Source organism: Pseudomonas graminis, from assembly GCF_900111735.1.
Taxonomy (GTDB): domain Bacteria; phylum Pseudomonadota; class Gammaproteobacteria; order Pseudomonadales; family Pseudomonadaceae; genus Aquipseudomonas; species Aquipseudomonas graminis.
Map to the genome: position 1 here is coordinate 1 of NZ_FOHW01000050.1, position 16313 is coordinate 16313.

Sequence of the window (16313 nt, forward strand, 5' to 3'; positions counted from 1 at the left end):
CCCAACCAGGAGCAAGCACCCTTGGTTACTTGGGGTGCTTTTCCAAGTAACTCGCCGAAGGCGAAACAGTCTGCCCCCAGGCAGACGCCGTTGATCTTAACGATCTTGATCTTGATCTTAACGATCTAGAAGACTTACGAATCCCGCCTCAAATCCGGCGGAATCGGCAGATTATCCCTCAGCGGATCGGGCCGCTTGCCACGCCCCGCCCGATACTGACGAATCTGATATACATACGCCAACACCTGCGCCACCGCCAGATACAACCCCGCGGGAATCTCCTGATCCAACTCCGTGCTGTAATAAATCGACCGCGCCAGCGCCGGCGACTGCAACAACAAAATCTCATGCTGCACCGCAATCTCACGAATCTTCAGCGCCATGAAATCACTGCCCTTGGCCAACAGAATCGGCGCCCCGCCCCGCTCCGCGTCATACTTCAACGCCACCGCATAGTGCGTCGGGTTCGTGATGATCACATCCGCCTCGGGAATCGCCGCCATCATCCGCCGCTGCGACATCTCCCGCTGCAACTGACGAATCCGCTGCTTGACCTCCGGCCGCCCCTCACTGTCCTTATGCTCATCGCGCACCTCCTGCTTGGTCATCAGCAGCTTCTTGTGCGACTCCCACAACTGCACCGGCACATCGATTGCCGCGATGATCAACAACCCCATCGCCATCCACAGCGTGCTCCAGCCCACCAACTGCAAACTGTGCACCACCGCCATCTCCAGCGGCTCCTTGGAGATGGAAACCAGATCGCCCTTGTCCTTCATCAGCACCACCAGCGCCACAGCCAGCACAATCAAAAACTTGGCCAGCGACTTCAACAACTCGATCAGCGCCTTGGGCGAGAACATCCGCTTGATGCCGGCTGCCGGGTTCATGCGGCTGAACTTGGGGGCCAGGGACCCGGCGGCAAACAGCCAGCCGCCCAGGGATATGGGACCAACGAACGCCGCAACGGTCAACGCCAGCAAAATCGGCTGCACCGACACCAGGGCCGCCTTGCCCGAGGCCATCAGCATGATCGCCATGCTGCGCTCGTCGAGAATCGCCTCGCGGGTGATGGTGAAATTGTCGCGCATCAACTGCATCATCATTTCCGCAATGGAACCGCCGAACGCCAGCAGCCCCGCAGCGCCCACGATCATCACGACAACGGTATTGAGCTCCTTGGAGCGGGCGATCTCGCCCTTCTCCCGGGCGTCGCGTTTGCGTTTGTCCGTGGGGTCTTCTGTCTTGTCCTGACCACTCTCGCTTTCGGCCATTTCAGCGCGCCTTGACCAGGTCTCTGAGCAACTGCAAGGCGTCGACCGCCAGCGGTTGGTATTGATTGAGGATGTCGCCGAGGGTGATCCACAGAATCACCATGCCCAGCACCAGCGTCAGGGGGAAACCGATCGAAAAGATATTCAGCTGAGGTGCCGCGCGGGTCATCACGCCCATGGCGATGTTGACCACCAGCAGTGCAGCGATCGCCGGCAGCACCAGCACCAGTGCCGCGCCAAGCACCCAGCCCAGACGCATCACCAGCAGCCAGATGTCCGCCGTAGCGAAGCCCCGCCCCACCGGCAAGGTGGTGAAGCTCTCGATGAGGACTTCGAACACCACCAGGTGGGCGTTCATGGCCAGGAACAGCAGGGTCACGAGCATGGTGAAGAACTGCCCGACCGTCGCGATCGACACGCCGTTGACCGGGTCGACCATCGACGCGAAGCCCATGCCCATCTGGATGCCGATGACCTGCCCGGCGATCACGAAGGTCTGGAAAAACAGCTGCAGCGACAGGCCGAGCCCGGCGCCAATGATGATCTGTTGCGCGATCAGCAGCAGACCGCTGAGGTCGAGGGCACTTACGGCGGGCATCGGTGGCAGGCTCGGCGCGACGACGACGGTAATCGCCAGCGCCAGATAAAGCCGCACGCGCTTGGGCACCAGCGCGGTCCCGATCATCGGCATGGTCATCAGCAAGGCGCCGATGCGAAACAGCGGCAGCATGAACGCCGCCACCCAGGTGCTGATCTGGGTGTCGGTCAACGCCAGCACAGGTTCCATCGAGGGGTCAGCCGATCACTTGGGGAATGCTGGTGTACAGGTTGGTGATGTACTCCATGAAGGTGCGCACCATCCACGGGCCGACGACGATCAGTGTCACCAGCATGACCAACAGACGAGGCAGAAAGCTCAGGGTCTGTTCGTTGATCTGCGTCGCGGCCTGAAACATCGAGACGATCAGACCAACCACCAGGCTTGGCACCACCAGAATGGCGACCATGGTCGTGGTCAGCCACAGCGCTTCGCGAAACAGGTCGACGGCTACTTCCGGGGTCATGCTGCGCACTCCACATCAGACAGGTTCATACGCCACCAAAACTGCCGGCCAGGGTGCCGATGATCAGCGCCCAGCCATCCACCAGCACGAACAGCATGATTTTGAACGGCAGGGAAATGATCAGCGGCGACAGCATCATCATGCCCATGGCCATCAGGATACTCGCCACCACCAGATCGATGATCAGGAACGGAATGAAGATCATGAAGCCGATCTGGAACGCCGTTTTCAATTCGGAGGTGACGAACGCCGGCACCAGAATCGTCAGCGGCGCCGCATCAGGGGTCGCAATGTCGGTGCGCTTGGACAGGCGCATGAACAGCTCAAGGTCGCTGGAGCGGGTTTGCGCCAGCATGAAGTCCTTGATCGGCACTTCGGCCTTGGCCACGGCATCCTGAGCGGTGAGTTTTTCCGCCAGATACGGCTGCAAGGCATCGTTGTTCACCCGGTCGAACACCGGCGCCATGATGAACATGGTCAGAAACAGCGCCATGCCGGTGAGGATCTGGTTGGACGGCGTCTGTTGCAGGCCGAGGGCCTGACGCAGGATCGAGAAGACGATGATGATCCGCGTGAAGCTGGTCATCAGCATGACGAACGCCGGGATGAAGCTCAGCGCGGTCATGATCAGCAGGATCTGCAGGCTGACCGAATATTCCTGCTGGCCGTTGGCGCCGGTGCCCAGCGTGATGGCCGGGATCGACAACGGATCGGCGCCGAACGCCAACGGCGCTGCAAGCAACAACAGCAGCGTCAAAACAATGCGCATCAGTTCGTGTCCTTCTGATCCGAAGTACTTGGCGTACCTGATTTCTTACCTGCGGCACCGAACAGAGTCTTGCCCGCGCGTTGCCCGGCAGCGTCCTTGTTGCCCAGTGCTTCAAGCAAGCGCTTTGCAAATTCCGGCTGGACGCTTTGTGGATCGGGAACGTCGACCGGCTCGTTCATCACGTGCAATGCGTTGATGCTGCCGGGCGATACGCCAAGCAGAACCTGTTCGTTGCCGACCTGCACCAGCACCAGCCGATCGCGAGTCCCCAGGGCGCGGGAGCCGACCAGCTTGATCACCTGATTGCCGGCCGGGCCCGCACGCTGCACCCGGCGCATCAGCCAGGCCAGCACGAAGATCAGTCCGATCACCAGCAGCAGGCCCAGCACCAGTTGCAGCAACTGGCCTGCCATCCCACCGCTCAGGGTACCGGCCGCCGGCGTTGTGGTCGCAGCCGTAGCGGCAGCCGATGTCGTCGCCGTCGTTGCAGCAGGCGCGCCAGGCGTCGCCGGATCCGCCGCCATCACGGCCCAGGACAACGCCAGCAGCGGCAGGCTCGACAGGGTTCTGATCACGCCGCGCACTTAACGCAGCTTCTTGATACGTTCGCTCGGGCTGATCACGTCGGTCAGACGGATGCCGAACTTCTCATTCACCACCACCACCTCGCCGTGGGCGATCAGGGTGCCATTGACCAGCACGTCCAGCGGCTCGCCGGCCAGACGGTCCAGCTCGATCACCGAGCCCTGGTTGAGCTGCAGCAGGTTGCGGATGTTGATGTCGGTGCTGCCCACTTCCATGGAGATCGACACCGGGATATCAAGAATCACGTCCAGGTTAGGGCCGTCCAGCGTGACCGCGCCGTTGTTTTTCGGCACGCCGCCAAACTCTTCCATCGACATGCGGTTGGCGGAATTGCCGGCGTCGGCGGCCAGCAGCGCGTCGATGTCCGCTTGCCCGTCCCCGGATTCACCCAGTGCAGCAGCCCACTCGTCGGCCAGAGCCTGGTCGTCTGCAGAAGTCATATCGTTGTCATTAGCCATGGTTGCCTCGGGGAACATTGATTCGTTAACGCAGCACATTCGTTTTGTCGGCGACGGAGGGTCACCGGCGTTCTATGGGTTCGACCACTTGCAGGGCCAGGTTGCCCTTGTGCGAACCCAGTTTGACCTTGAAGGACGGCACGCCGTTGGCGCGCATGACCAGGTGTTCCGGCAGCTCGACCGGGATCACGTCGCCCGGCTGCATGTGCAGGATGTCGCGCAGCTTGAGCTGACGCGTGGCGACCGCGACGCGCAGCGGCACCGACACGTCTAGCACATCCTGCTTGAGCGCATTGACCCAGCGTTCGTCCTGGTCGTCGACGTCCGACTGGAAACCGGCGTCGAGCATTTCGCGCACCGGCTCGATCATCGAGTACGGCATGGTCACGTGAAGATCGCCGCCACCGCCGTCCAGTTCGATATGGAACGTGGACACCACAATGGCCTCGCTCGGACCAACGATGTTGGCCATGGCCGGGTTCACTTCCGAGTTGATGTACTCGAAGTTGACTTCCATGATCGCCTGCCAGGCTTCTTTCAAATCAATGAAGGCCTGATCCAGCACGATGCGCACCACGCGCAGCTCGGTCGGGGTGAATTCACGCCCTTCGATCTTGGCGTGACGGCCATCGCCGCCAAAGAAGTTGTCCACCAGCTTGAACACCAGCTTGGCGTCGAGGATGAACAGCGCGGTGCCGCGCAGGGGTTTGATCTTGACCAGATTGAGACTGGTCGGCACGTACAGCGAGTGCACGTATTCGCCGAACTTCATCACCTGCACGCCCCCCACGGCCACGTCGGCCGAGCGACGCAGCAGGTTGAACATGCTGATGCGGGTGTAGCGGGCAAAACGCTCGTTGATCATTTCCAGGGTCGGCATGCGTCCGCGGACGATCCGATCCTGGCTGGTGAGGTCGTAACTTTTTACGCTGCCAGGATCGGCAACACTATCGGTCTGCACCAGACCGTCGTCGACGCCATGCAGCAGCGCGTCGATCTCATCCTGGGACAGCAGGTCTTGCACGGCCATGTCGTGGTCCTACTGCAGTACGTAGTTAGTGAAAAGTACCTGTTCGATCACGCTCTTGCTCAGCTCTTTCTGGCCCACTTCCTGGACCACGGCTGCAGCTTTCTGGCGCAGCATTTCCATACCCACCGGCGTTGCGATGGTATCGAATGGCTGACCGGAGAACATCATCACCAGGTTATTACGGATGACCGGCATGTGCGCTTTCAACGCTTCGAGGTCGGCCTTGTCACGGGCGAGCAAGGTGATGCTGACCTGCATGTAGCGCTGACGGCCGTTGACGTTGTAGTTGACGACGAAGGGCGGCGTCAGGGGTTCGAAGATCGCCTCTTTTTTGGCATTCGCCGCTTCCGCAATGGCGGCGGCATCCGGCTTGCTCTCGGCCTTGTGCATGATGAACCAGGTCGCGCCCACCGATACACCAATGGCCAGCAGCAGCCCCACCACTATGAGGATGATGACTTTTAACTTGCCCTTTTTTGCAGGGTCCGCCACTGCTGCGTCGTCACTCTTCGCCATGCCAATAATCCGTCACTATCCAAGGGGTTCGGTGTTGCGTGACAGAGGAAGAGCAAGGGTTGTGCCACATGGTCAGCTTCAAGCTGCAAGAAGTAAGCGGCAAGCTAATGCAAAAAGCGGCAAGGCCTGAGAAACCGGGGTCTCCCACACACTTGCCGCTCTTGATCCTGCTTTTACTTGCCGCTTGCAGCTAGCCACTTGCCGCTACTGAAAACGCCCCAGCGTTGGCAGGGCGTTTTCAGGCGTAATAATCGACCGCGCTGGAACCCACCACGGTCAGCGGTGCGTTGGCGGCGGCCGAGGCGGCATCCACCGGAGCACCATCGGCGATGAGGTCGCTGCCACCGGCACCGTTGACGCGGCTGCTGCCGCCATTGCGTTGACCGTCACCGCCCGACTGCTGCTGCGCCTGTTGCTGCCAGCCCTGGGACTGGTCGGAGACGTTCACGTTGACCTGACCCATGCCCTGTTGAACGAAGGAATCACGCAGCCGCGACATCTGACTTTCCAGCGCTTCACGCACACCGACATGGGCGCTCATGAACGTGACCTGGGTCTGCTGGTCCGCCGCCATATTGACGCGGATGTCCAGACGACCCAGTTCAGCGGGCTCCAGCTGAATGTCCGCCTGCTTGAGGTTCTGGCTCGACAGGTACATCACGCGGTTGACCACGCCTTCGGTCCATCCGCCCTGATTCATCGCCAGCGGCTGATTGAGCAGTGGCGTGGCCGGGGCCGACGCCGAGGTGTTTTTCACCTGAGCGGCCTGTGACAAGGCCGCCAGCCGGTCGGCGAAGTTATCCATTCGCGTATCGCTGGTGGCGCCCTTCACGTCTTTCAGGCCGTCAGCGAGCAAGCCGCTGAACGCTTTGTCGCCGCCGCCTTCGGTGGTGCTCTTGTCCACGGGTTGGTCGCCCAGCGCCGCCAGGTTATTGGCCAGCAGTTGCGAAGGATCGGCGTTCGGGTCTTGCTTGCCCCCACCTTTGCCGTCGCCATGCACACCGTTGTTCCCGGCCGCCTGCTGCGCCTTGTTGTCCAGGGCGACTTGCACGGCGGTCAAGCCTTCCAGCGGATCGGCGGAGGGATCGAAACCATCGCCGGCTGCGTCGGTTGTCTCGGTTGCGTCGGAAGGCGCCTGCACCGCAGGCGGCGGCATCACGGGCAGCGCGCCGGCGAGAAGCGCCGGATCCACCACCGGGTCAACGGGAGGCGCGACGGCCAAGGGCTCTTGAACCGGCGGCGTGACGGCCAGGGTCGGGTCCTGCGTGGGATCGACCGCAGCTGCATCCGCCACCGTCGGGTCCTGACCCGTGTCGGAGGCGTCATCCTTGTCGTCAGCCTGACTCTTGCCAGCGCCCGCATCGTCGTCCGTTTTGCCGTTCACCGGTTTGGCAGGCAAGCCATTGCCGTTATCGGCAACGGTCTTGTCATCGGCGGCAGACGTATGGCTGGCGGCGGGCTTGTCGTCCGCTGCCGAACTCTTGGCGCTTGCCGGCTTCGGCGCCGGGTTATCAGCACTGTTGGACTTGAGCGGCGTCTGCCTGGCGAAGACGTCAGAGAAGCTGGAAGTGTTGTGCTTGACGGGGTCCGGCGCCTTTGCCGCCGAGGTATTCCCGGCTTTCTGGACTTTGGCCGCTGTCAAAGCCGTCAGTAATGGGTTGTTGGCGAGGGCCATGTGAATCTCCGCAAGAGCACAATTACAGAGAGACAAAGCAAATGACGGGCCAAGTGCGTCGACTGGCTGGATTAAAGGCGAATATCAAGTTGAAAGCCGGGTTGGGACACCCGGCTCAGTGGCTGGCAGTGCAGAGCTGCAGCTCGTCTTCGAAAACCTTCCTGACGGCGCAGAATTCCTCCTTGATCTCGGACACCAGTAGCCTTATCCGCGCGTCGTCCGCAGTCACTAACCCGCGCCCTTGTTCTTCCAGTTGCAGGCAGAGCTCGGACAAGTGCGTGGCGCCCATGTTGCCGGTGCTGCCTTTAAAGCTGTGCGCCATCAGGCCCAGGCGTTGCAGCGAGGCGATAGAGGACGTCGTAAAGGAAGGGTCACGCAACAACAGGCTCATGTCGTTGACCCGGCTGACGGAATCGGAAATGAACACCTGCAACAGCGCCGGGTATTCAGCTTCCATCACGTCACGCAGCGTGCTGAGCACGTTGAAGTCCACAGGATTATTCGACACTTGTTCACTCCTTGATCAAGACGCGCGGATTATGCCAGACCCTCCCAGGCAAATTCCACGCTGGCCGTCCGGCCATCATCCGACCACTGACAGCGGTCGCTGAGTTGCCGGACCAGCGCAAGGCCGCGCCCGGACAATTGGGTGACCGCAGGCGGCAGCGCCAGCACGCGATCGGAGTCGAAACCTGCACCGCTGTCCTGCACCCGCACCGTCAGGCGACCGCCCTCGCCGTTCGGGACGACCTGGAAATCGATGCGAATAAAACCGTCTTCCAGACGATCGAGGCGTTCGGCGCGTTGCTGATAGTAAAGCCCAAAACCTGCGGCGTCGCGTTTCAGCGCCGAGTCGAGCCCGAGCACACCATGCTCCAGCGCATTGCTGTACAACTCCGACAGCACGATATACAGCTCGCTGCTCTGCATGCGCAAGCCATGCACCTCTTGCACCAGTTGCAACAGATACGGCAGCGGGTTGAATCGCTTGAGGGTTGCCGCGCGGTATTCGAACGAAGCGGACCAATCCAGCGGACTCGAATCGCCGCTGTCGGTGTAAATGACCGAGGGCGGGCCGAGCAAGTCAGGCTCGGTGAATGCCACTTCGACCATGCTCACGTCATCCCGCGCCTGGCCGCGAAAGCGCGCCAGGGCCCACTGCACTTCTTCGATCAACAGCGCCGGGTTGCGGTTGCTCACCAGCACATTCTGCAAACGCCGGGCGCCGAACAGTTCGCCGTCCTGGCCGGTGCTGTCGACCACGCCATCGGACAGCAGAAACACCCGATCCCCCGGCCCGAAGGGGTACACCTGGGTGTTGTCGTCAAAGCTGCCGGCGCTCAACACACCGAGGGGCACGTTTGAAGAAATCAGCGGCGTATGCGGCCGGCCGTCGCCATGCAGCAGGTAACCATCCGGCAGGCCGCCGTTCCAGACCTCGACCAGTTGCTGCTTGAAGTTCAGGCACAGCAGCGCGGCGCAGCAGAACATGTCGACCGGCAGGATGCGTTTGAGCTTGGCGTTCATCTCCCGCAGGGTTTCGGGCAAACCGTATCCCTTGGCGGTCATGCCGTAGAACACTTCGGCCAGCGGCATCGCGCCCACCGCCGCCGGCAGACCATGACCGGTGAAATCCCCGAGCAGCAGGTGCATGTTGCCGGAGGGCGACCACGCTGCCAGCAGCAGGTCACCGTTGAACAGCGCGTAGGGCGACTGCAGGTAACGGATGTTGCGCGAGCTCAGGCACCCGGAGTGGGCGATCTGATCAAACACCGCCTTGGCCACGCGCTGTTCGTTAAGCAGGTATTTATGGTGACGGGTGATCAGGTCTCGCTGATGCAGGACGGTTTCCTGCAACACGCGAAGGCGGTTCATGGCGTTGATCTTTGCGGCCAGCACCACTTGGTTGTAGGGCTTGGCGACGAAGTCGTCGCCGCCGGCGTCGAGGCAACGGGCGAGGTCTTCGCCTTCGGTCAGCGACGTCAGGAAGATGATCGGCACCAGCGCGTCGCCCGCGAGCGTCTTGATCTGGCGCGCGGCTTCGAAACCGTCCATGACCGGCATCATGGCGTCCATCAAGACCAGTTGCGGCCGCCGACGCTCGAATAGACCGACGGCTTCGGCGCCGTCGCTGGCGGTCAGAACGTCGTGGCCCTGGCGGCTGACGATGGCGGACAGGAGCATCCGGTCGCTGACGTTGTCATCGGCGATGAGGACCGTCAGGCGATCGGAGGCAGACGGCATCATCAGGCGGTTTTGACGATGTTGAAGAGTTTGGAGAAGTTGGAGATATCCAGAATTTTCTTCACGTCGTTGTTGCAGTTAACCAGCTGGATGTCGGCTCTTTCGCCGCCGGCGTGGTCACGCAGCAGAAGGAGCATGCCCAGCGCGGAGCTGTCGAGGTAGTGGGTGTCTTTCAGGTCGACCTTGTAGCGGCTGGCCTGTTTTTCTTTGGGTTCGTAGGCGCTCCGGAATTCCTGGTGCGTCGAAAAATCGAAGCGTCCCTTGATGGTGATGGTCAGTTCTTGGCCATCGGCGGAGCGTTCGGAGGTTACTGACATTGGCAAATTCCTTGTATGAAACAGCGCCAGACGCTTGAGTTTTAGCAGCCCTTGTGAGGCGTGGCAAATCGTTAGCTTTTACTTGGCTTTTAGGATCAAGAGCGTCTGCCTGGGGGCAGACTGTTTCGCCTTCGGCGAGTTACTTGGAAAAGCACCCCAAGTAACCAAGGGTGCTTGCTCCTGGTTGGGCCCCTCCTTCGTCGGGGTTCCTTCACTCCGGTCTCGCCTGCACCCAAGTCGCGATTGGCGGTGCTTGGGATTTTTGTGTACGAAAATCAAAAGCAGATCAACAGCTTCCCGGCTAAAGCCGGTCCTACAGGGTGTACGCGGTGCTTTGTTGATCGTTCCCACGCTCCGCGTGGGAATGCATCCCCTGACGCTCTGCGTCATCTGGCGCAGGGGTCGAAATTTGCGGCGACTGCGGAACGCGGAGCGTTCTGGGCGGCATTCCCACGCAGAGCGTCGGAACGATCAGCGAAGCCGGTCCTACGGTCAGAGCCACAGCCAATCCCACGGGATGCATGTGATCCCTTTGTGGGACCGGCTTTAGCCGGGAAGAGGCCAGTCTGGCCGCCATCAATTTTGCAGCGTGCCTCCCGACGCCTTCCCGGCTAAAGCCGGTCCCACTATGTCATCGTCCTCGCCGTTGCCGTTGCCGTTGCCGTTGCCGTCGCTTTTGCCCTTCCTGCGCAAAAAGTCCAGACACCACAAAACGCGACTTGGGTGCAGGCCGAGCGCAGGTTTTGCGTAGTGGGCCGAGCCGCATGGATGCGGCGAGAGCGCCGTCAGGACATGGATGTCCGTTCGGCGCGGGCCCACGGAGCAAGACCGGAGTGAGGGAACCCGACGCAGGAGGGCCAAACCAGGAGCAGGCACTTTTGGTTACTTTTAGTGCTTTTTAAAAGTAACTCGCCGAAGGCGAAACAATCTGCCCTCAGGCAGATGCCCTTAAAACTGTTCGGTCCTAGGGAGTCGCTGGACCAACTCATCCAGCAATTTCTGCTCGCGTTTATCTTCCAGCGCACGCGCCTCATCGATATACCGCTGCACCAGCTTGCGCAGCCCCTCCACCCGCGCATACGCCTTCTGCCACTCGCCGCGCGCCTTGTTCAAATTATTCTGATGCCACGCCAGACTCTGACGCTGCTGCGCCACCGCCGTCTCCAACTGATTGAGAAAGCGCTGATAATTCATCAGCCACTGACCCGACACCCCATGGGCACCCTTGTCGATCCACTGCTGCTGATAATCGGAGCGGAATTTATCCAGCTCACCCAGCTTGGTTTCCGCCAGCCGCACCTGCCCCTGAAAATGCCCCAGGCGCTGCACGGCGGCCTTCTCGACCTTCTCGGCCATCTCGACCACCGGCGCCAGACGGCCTGCACGACTGAGTGCCATGGCCGATTAACCGCCGGCCTGAGGATTGAAAATCTTCGCCAACTGCTCCTCGCTGCTCTGCATGCTCTCGTTCTCCTGCAAGCCCTGGCGCAAATACTTCACCAACTGCGGCTGCAGCGAAATCGCCAGGTCAGTCTCGCGATCGCCGCCGGCCACGTAGGCACCGACACTGATCAGATCGCGGCTCTGCTGATAACGCGACCACAACTGCTTGAAATACTGCGCCTGCACCATGTGCTGCGGATCGACCACCGACGGCATCACCCGGCTGATCGACGCTTCGATATCGATGGCCGGGTAATGGCCTTCTTCGGCCAGCCGCCGCGACAGCACGATGTGGCCGTCGAGCACGCCCCGGGCCGAGTCGGCGATCGGGTCCTGCTGGTCGTCGCCTTCGGACAATACCGTGTAGAACGCCGTGATCGAGCCACCGCCCGCCTCGGCGTTACCGGCGCGCTCCACCAGCTTTGGCAGCTTCGCAAACACCGAAGGCGGATAACCCTTGGTCGCAGGCGGCTCGCCGATGGCCAGGGCGATTTCCCGCTGGGCCTGGGCGAAACGGGTCAGCGAATCCATCAGCAACAGAACGTTCTTGCCCTTGTCGCGAAAATACTCGGCGATGCGCGTGCAATACATCGCGGCGCGCAGACGCATCAACGGCGCATCATCCGCCGGAGACGCCACGACGACAGAGCGCTTGAGGCCCTCCTCGCCCAGGCTGTGCTCGATGAATTCCTTCACCTCGCGACCCCGTTCGCCGATCAGCCCGACGACGATGATGTCGGCCTCGGTGAAGCGGGTCATCATCCCCAGCAGCACGCTCTTGCCCACGCCGGTACCGGCGAACAGGCCCAGACGCTGACCGCGCCCCACCGTCAACAAACCGTTGATGCAACGAATGCCCACGTCAAGCGGCTGGCTGATGGGGTTGCGCTTGAGCGGGTTGATGGTCGGGCCGTCCATCGGCACCCAGTCCTCGGCTTTCATGCCGCCCTTGCCGTCGAGGGGGCGACCGGCGCCATCCAGCACGCGGCCGAGCATGGTCATGCCCATGGGCAGACGGCCGGTGTCCGGCAGCGGCACGACGCGAGCGCCGGGTGCAATCCCCGAAACGCTGCCCACCGGCATCAGGAATACCTTGCCACCGGAAAAGCCCATGACCTCGGCTTCGACTTCGACCGGTTGATGGCTGCCGTCGTTGATCACCATGCAGCGGCTGCCCATGGCGGCGCGAAGGCCCTCGGCTTCGAGGGTCAGGCCGACCATGCGCAGCAGTCGCCCTTCGACGATCGGCTGTACAGGCAGGGCGATCGCTTCGGGGTACGTGCTCAGGCGCTTGGCGAAACTGGTACGTTCAAGGCGCATCGACAGCACCCAGCGGGTAAGTGGTTTTCTCGGCGCTCTGGAGCGCCTCTTCCAGCTCAATGGTCACATCGGGCGGCGCCGGGTGCAGGGCCTGCTCGTGCAGCTGATCGAACATTTTGCCAAGGGCCTGACTGATCCGCGCCTCGACGGAGGCGTCGATGCGGCTGTGCTCGCTCTCGACCCGGCAGCCGCCCGGCTGCAGGGCGTCGTCTTCAAGGATGCGCCAGGTCTCTTCGTGACGCTCACGCATGGCTTTGACCAGCGCGAAGTCTTGGGGATTGACCAGAATACGCACGTTGGCCGCGCCCATCGGCAGCAGCCGCAACGCTTCGCGCAGCACCGTGCCAATCTGGCTGGAGTCGGTTTTCAGTTCGCGCTGGATGACCTGGCGGACCACATGCTCGACCAGTGACACCATCGATTTCTCGATCTGCGCGTCCTGGTCGGCGATGGGTTCGAACAGATGCCCCATCAGCACTTCCATGCTGTCGAGCTTGGCCGCCAGAGCCACTTCCGCTTCCTGACGAACCTTGAGCTGGGTGCTGTGGAAGCCCTCTTTCTCACCGATGGCGAACCCCTCGTTGTAGGCGTCCTGACGGATGCTTTCCAACTCTTCCAGGGTCATCGGCTGGACTTCTTCCAGCGGCACTTCTTCGCTTTCGGCGAGCTCGGCTTCCTCAACCACCGGTTCCGGCTCGGGTGCTTCCACGTGCGGGTCGAAGCTGGGCAAGGCCCAGACGTCGATCCCGCGCAAATCCTGTGCGCGGATGAGCTCACTGGGTGGTGCTTTATCGGAGCTGGACATCAACGACACCTACGCTTAAATCATTTCCTCGCCACCTTTGCCGCCAAGAACGATCTCCCCGGCCTCCGCCATACGACGGGCAATGGTGAGAATTTCTTTCTGGGCGCCTTCCACGTCGCTGACACGAACCGGGCCTTTGGCTTCCAGGTCGTCGCGCAGCAGTTCGGCGGCACGTTTGGACATGTTCTTGAAAATCTTTTCCTTGATGGCGTCGTCCGAGCCCTTCAGTGCCAGTACCAGCACATCGGAAGACACTTCGCGCAGCAAGGCCTGAATACCCCGGTCGTCGACGTCGGACAGGTTGTTGAAGACAAACATGAGGTCTTCGATCTGTGTCGACAGGTCTTCGTCCACTTCGCGGATCGAATCCATGAGCTGGCCTTCGATCGAGCTGTCGAGGAAGTTCATGATATCCGCCGCCCGCTTGATACCACCCAGGGTGGTACGCGACGTGTTGGCGTTGCCCGAGAACTGCTTCTCGAGGATCTGGTTCAATTCTTTCAGCGCCGCCGGTTGCACGGTGTTCAACGACGACACGCGCAGGATGATGTCCAGGCGCACTTTATGGTCGAAATGGCTGAGCACTTCACCGGCCTGATCGGCGTCCAGGTAGGCGACGACGATCGCTTGAATCTGCGGGTGCTCGAAACGGATGACGTCGGCCACCGCGCGCGGTTCCATCCACTTGAGGCTGTCGAGACCGCTGGTGTTGCCGCCCAGCAGGATCCGGTCGATCAGGCCGTTGGCCTTGTCCTCGCCCAGTGCCTGGGTGAGCATCTTGCGGATGTAGCCGTCCGAGCCGATGCCGACACCGGTCTGATCGCCGACCACGTCGACGAATTCGCTCATCACCTGCTCGACCTGCTCGCGGTGCACATTGCGCATTTGCGCCATGGCCACGCCAACTCGCTGGACCTCTTTCGGGCCCATGTGGCGCAAGACCTGCGCAGCGTCCGTCTCACCCAGGGTAAGGAGCAGAATCGCGGCCTTATCCACGCGGGTCAATTTAAGCGCAGCGGCTCTATCACTCATCAGCGTTGATCCACTCTTTGACGACCTGGGCTACACGCGCCGGGTCCTCGGCCACAAGGCTCTTGATTGCGTTGAGCTGTGCGTCATAACCCTCGGTCGGGCTCGGCAACAGAATACTTTGCGGACCGCCCAGACTGACGCGGTCGTTTGACAATTCACCGTCCATCCCGACCATGCCGCCCAGCTCGGAGTCGCCTTCGAGGCGCTTGCCTTGGGGGTTGGTGATGCCCTTGAGCACCGGACGCAGTACACCGAACACCAGCACCAGGATGAAGAGCACGCCCATGGCCTGTTTGACGATGTCCCAGAACCACGACTGCGAGTAGAACGGAATGTCGGGGATGACTTCGCCGCGATCGGTGGAGAACGGCACGTTGATCACGCTGACGCTGTCGCCACGGCTGGCATCGAAGCCGACGGCGTCCTGCACCAGACGGGTGAAGCGCGCCAGTTGATCGGCGGTCCACGGGACCATTGTCGTCTCGCCGTTGGCCGGGTTGACCTTGACCTGATCATCGACCACCACCGCAACCGAGAGGCGATTGACCTTGCCCTGCTGCTGCTTGGTGTGGCTGATGGAACGGTCGAGCTCGAAGTTCTTGGTCGACTGGTTACGCTTGTCGGCCGGGTACGGCGCCAGCATCGGCTGACCGGTGGCCGGGTCCATGATCTGTTGACCGTTGGCGTCCAGCAGCGGTTGGCCCGGTGCAATGGCGCCTGCGGCACCGGCAGCACCGGCTGCGACGTTCTGTGGCGCAGTCGCCGGACCTGGCGGCTGGTTGCTCAGTGCACCGGGTACGCCCCCTGAACCGCTGCTGCTGGAGCGTTGTTCGTTGACCGTCTGCTCGCTGCGCAACGCAGGCTGGTCCGGGTTGAAGCTTTCGGCAGTGGACTCGACGGCGCTGAAATCAACGTCTGCCGACACTTCTGCCTTGTAACGGTCATTGCCCAGCACCGGCTGCAGAATGTTCTGCACACGCTGGGTCAGCATGCTTTCCATGCGGCGGGTGTAGTCGAATTGCTTGCCGGCCATGGACAGCTCGGAGTTCTCGGCCTGATCGGACAGCAGGTTACCCTTCTGATCGACGACAGAGATCTGCGACTTGCTCAGTTCAGGAACGCTGGTGGCGACCAGGTTCATGATCGCCAGCACCTGACCCGGCTCCAGCGAACGACCGGCATACAGCTCAACCAGAATCGAAGCGCTTGGCTTGCGATCATCACGCACGAACACCGAACTCTTCGGAATCGCCAGGTGAACGCGGGCGCCCTTGACGTTGTTGAGGCTGGAGATGGTCCGCGCCAGTTCGCCTTCCAGGCCACGACGGTAGCGAGTGGCCTCCATGAACTGGCTGGTGCCCAGACCTTGATCCTTGTCGAGGATTTCAAAACCGACGTTGCCGTCGGTCTGCGCGATGCCGGCACCGGCCAGCTTGATGCGGGCGCGGGACAGGTCATCGGACTTCACCAGCAGCGCGCCGGAATTAGGCTCGACGGTGTAGGGAATGTCAGCCTGAGCCAACGTGTCCATCACCTGCTTGGTGTCGACGCCCGACAGGCTGCCATAGAGCGGCTTGTAATCCGGCTGTTGCGACCAAAGCACGACGGCAAAACCAATCGCCACGCTGGCAGCCAGGCCCACCATCAGGCCGACCTGACGCAGCATGGTCATCTCGGAGAGATTTTGCAGGAAGGCCAGCCCGAACATTGGCGGCTTGCTTCCTGGCGCACCCGTTTTGGCGGGTACGTTATCGACGACGGCTTCGGCCATGACTTAAATC

At 61.6% G+C, this 16313-nt stretch carries 16 protein-coding genes and 1 pseudogene; all 17 read right to left on the reverse strand.

Annotated elements, in window-relative coordinates:
• Positions 1 to 134: 134 nt before the first annotated feature.
• On the reverse strand, positions 135 to 1274 hold the full coding sequence (flhB, locus tag BMY98_RS24165; RefSeq protein ID WP_074892968.1) for a flagellar biosynthesis protein FlhB: 1140 nt from the start codon (positions 1272 to 1274) through the stop codon (positions 135 to 137).
• A gap of 1 nt (position 1275) precedes the next feature.
• Positions 1276 to 2061: a flagellar biosynthetic protein FliR gene (fliR, locus tag BMY98_RS24170; RefSeq protein WP_074892970.1), complete on the reverse strand. Its 786-nt coding sequence runs from the start codon at positions 2059 to 2061 to the stop codon at positions 1276 to 1278.
• Between the two features lie 7 nt (positions 2062 to 2068).
• Entirely contained in the window at positions 2069 to 2338 is a 270-nt protein-coding gene (fliQ, locus tag BMY98_RS24175; protein ID WP_074892972.1) for a flagellar biosynthesis protein FliQ, read from the reverse strand.
• A 25-nt stretch (positions 2339 to 2363) separates the two neighbouring features.
• Positions 2364 to 3107, reverse strand: coding sequence for a flagellar type III secretion system pore protein FliP (gene fliP, locus BMY98_RS24180; protein ID WP_074892974.1), 744 nt, complete (start codon positions 3105 to 3107; stop codon positions 2364 to 2366).
• Between the two features lie 86 nt (positions 3108 to 3193).
• Positions 3194 to 3691 (reverse strand): annotated as a pseudogene (gene fliO / locus BMY98_RS24185) (flagellar biosynthetic protein FliO); the annotation flags it as partial.
• Positions 3692 to 4150 (reverse strand): flagellar motor switch protein FliN, encoded by a 459-nt coding sequence (fliN, locus tag BMY98_RS24190; protein ID WP_074893017.1) that lies wholly within the window; start codon positions 4148 to 4150, stop codon positions 3692 to 3694.
• 61 nt (positions 4151 to 4211) lie between these two features.
• Positions 4212 to 5180, reverse strand: coding sequence for a flagellar motor switch protein FliM (gene fliM / locus BMY98_RS24195; RefSeq protein ID WP_074892976.1), 969 nt, complete (start codon positions 5178 to 5180; stop codon positions 4212 to 4214).
• Between the two features lie 9 nt (positions 5181 to 5189).
• The gene (gene fliL / locus BMY98_RS24200; protein ID WP_074892978.1) at positions 5190 to 5696 is read right to left on the reverse strand and encodes a flagellar basal body-associated protein FliL; all 507 of its coding nucleotides are present in this window, start codon (positions 5694 to 5696) and stop codon (positions 5190 to 5192) included.
• Positions 5697 to 5934: 238 nt separating this feature from the next.
• Complete coding sequence (locus tag BMY98_RS24205; protein ID WP_074892980.1) at positions 5935 to 7371, reverse strand: flagellar hook-length control protein FliK; 1437 nt, start codon at positions 7369 to 7371, stop codon at positions 5935 to 5937.
• A gap of 115 nt (positions 7372 to 7486) precedes the next feature.
• Positions 7487 to 7879 carry an Hpt domain-containing protein gene (locus tag BMY98_RS24210; RefSeq protein WP_245760114.1) on the reverse strand — a complete coding sequence of 131 codons (393 nt, stop codon included), beginning with the start codon at positions 7877 to 7879 and terminating at the stop codon, positions 7487 to 7489.
• Between the two features lie 29 nt (positions 7880 to 7908).
• Positions 7909 to 9615, reverse strand: coding sequence for an ATP-binding SpoIIE family protein phosphatase (locus BMY98_RS24215; RefSeq protein ID WP_074893021.1), 1707 nt, complete (start codon positions 9613 to 9615; stop codon positions 7909 to 7911).
• A gap of 2 nt (positions 9616 to 9617) precedes the next feature.
• Positions 9618 to 9932, reverse strand: a complete 315-nt coding sequence (locus tag BMY98_RS24220; RefSeq protein WP_074892982.1) for an STAS domain-containing protein — start codon at positions 9930 to 9932, stop codon at positions 9618 to 9620.
• Between the two features lie 948 nt (positions 9933 to 10880).
• Entirely contained in the window at positions 10881 to 11330 is a 450-nt protein-coding gene (gene fliJ / locus BMY98_RS24225; protein ID WP_074892984.1) for a flagellar export protein FliJ, read from the reverse strand.
• Positions 11331 to 11336: 6 nt separating this feature from the next.
• Positions 11337 to 12695 (reverse strand): flagellar protein export ATPase FliI, encoded by a 1359-nt coding sequence (gene fliI, locus BMY98_RS24230; RefSeq protein WP_074892986.1) that lies wholly within the window; start codon positions 12693 to 12695, stop codon positions 11337 to 11339.
• Complete coding sequence (gene fliH, locus BMY98_RS24235) at positions 12685 to 13500, reverse strand: flagellar assembly protein FliH (RefSeq protein WP_074892988.1); 816 nt, start codon at positions 13498 to 13500, stop codon at positions 12685 to 12687. Before fliH ends, fliI begins: the two co-directional genes overlap by 11 nt.
• A 15-nt stretch (positions 13501 to 13515) precedes the next feature.
• On the reverse strand, positions 13516 to 14532 hold the full coding sequence (gene fliG, locus BMY98_RS24240; protein WP_065987292.1) for a flagellar motor switch protein FliG: 1017 nt from the start codon (positions 14530 to 14532) through the stop codon (positions 13516 to 13518).
• Positions 14525 to 16303, reverse strand: a complete 1779-nt coding sequence (fliF, locus tag BMY98_RS24245; protein ID WP_074892990.1) for a flagellar basal-body MS-ring/collar protein FliF — start codon at positions 16301 to 16303, stop codon at positions 14525 to 14527. The genes fliG and fliF overlap by 8 nt, the downstream gene beginning before the upstream one ends.
• Between the last annotated feature and the right edge of the window lie 10 nt (positions 16304 to 16313).

Excerpts from the sequence above, each read along its gene's own strand:
- flhB (WP_074892968.1), bottom strand. The coding sequence starts at position 1,274 with ATGGCCGAAAGCGAGAGTGGTCAGGACAAGACAGAAGACCCCACGGAC.
- fliR (WP_074892970.1), bottom strand. The coding sequence starts at position 2,061 with ATGGAACCTGTGCTGGCGTTGACCGACACCCAGATCAGCACCTGGGTG.
- fliQ (WP_074892972.1), bottom strand. The coding sequence starts at position 2,338 with ATGACCCCGGAAGTAGCCGTCGACCTGTTTCGCGAAGCGCTGTGGCTG.
- fliP (WP_074892974.1), bottom strand. The coding sequence starts at position 3,107 with ATGCGCATTGTTTTGACGCTGCTGTTGTTGCTTGCAGCGCCGTTGGCG.
- fliN (WP_074893017.1), bottom strand. The coding sequence starts at position 4,150 with ATGGCTAATGACAACGATATGACTTCTGCAGACGACCAGGCTCTGGCC.
- fliM (WP_074892976.1), bottom strand. The coding sequence starts at position 5,180 with ATGGCCGTGCAAGACCTGCTGTCCCAGGATGAGATCGACGCGCTGCTG.
- fliL (WP_074892978.1), bottom strand. The coding sequence starts at position 5,696 with ATGGCGAAGAGTGACGACGCAGCAGTGGCGGACCCTGCAAAAAAGGGC.
- BMY98_RS24205 (WP_074892980.1), bottom strand. The coding sequence starts at position 7,371 with ATGGCCCTCGCCAACAACCCATTACTGACGGCTTTGACAGCGGCCAAA.
- BMY98_RS24215 (WP_074893021.1), bottom strand. The coding sequence starts at position 9,615 with ATGCCGTCTGCCTCCGATCGCCTGACGGTCCTCATCGCCGATGACAAC.
- BMY98_RS24220 (WP_074892982.1), bottom strand. The coding sequence starts at position 9,932 with ATGTCAGTAACCTCCGAACGCTCCGCCGATGGCCAAGAACTGACCATC.
- fliJ (WP_074892984.1), bottom strand. The coding sequence starts at position 11,330 with ATGGCACTCAGTCGTGCAGGCCGTCTGGCGCCGGTGGTCGAGATGGCC.
- fliI (WP_074892986.1), bottom strand. The coding sequence starts at position 12,695 with ATGCGCCTTGAACGTACCAGTTTCGCCAAGCGCCTGAGCACGTACCCC.
- fliH (WP_074892988.1), bottom strand. The coding sequence starts at position 13,500 with ATGTCCAGCTCCGATAAAGCACCACCCAGTGAGCTCATCCGCGCACAG.
- fliG (WP_065987292.1), bottom strand. The coding sequence starts at position 14,532 with ATGAGTGATAGAGCCGCTGCGCTTAAATTGACCCGCGTGGATAAGGCC.
- fliF (WP_074892990.1), bottom strand. The coding sequence starts at position 16,303 with ATGGCCGAAGCCGTCGTCGATAACGTACCCGCCAAAACGGGTGCGCCA.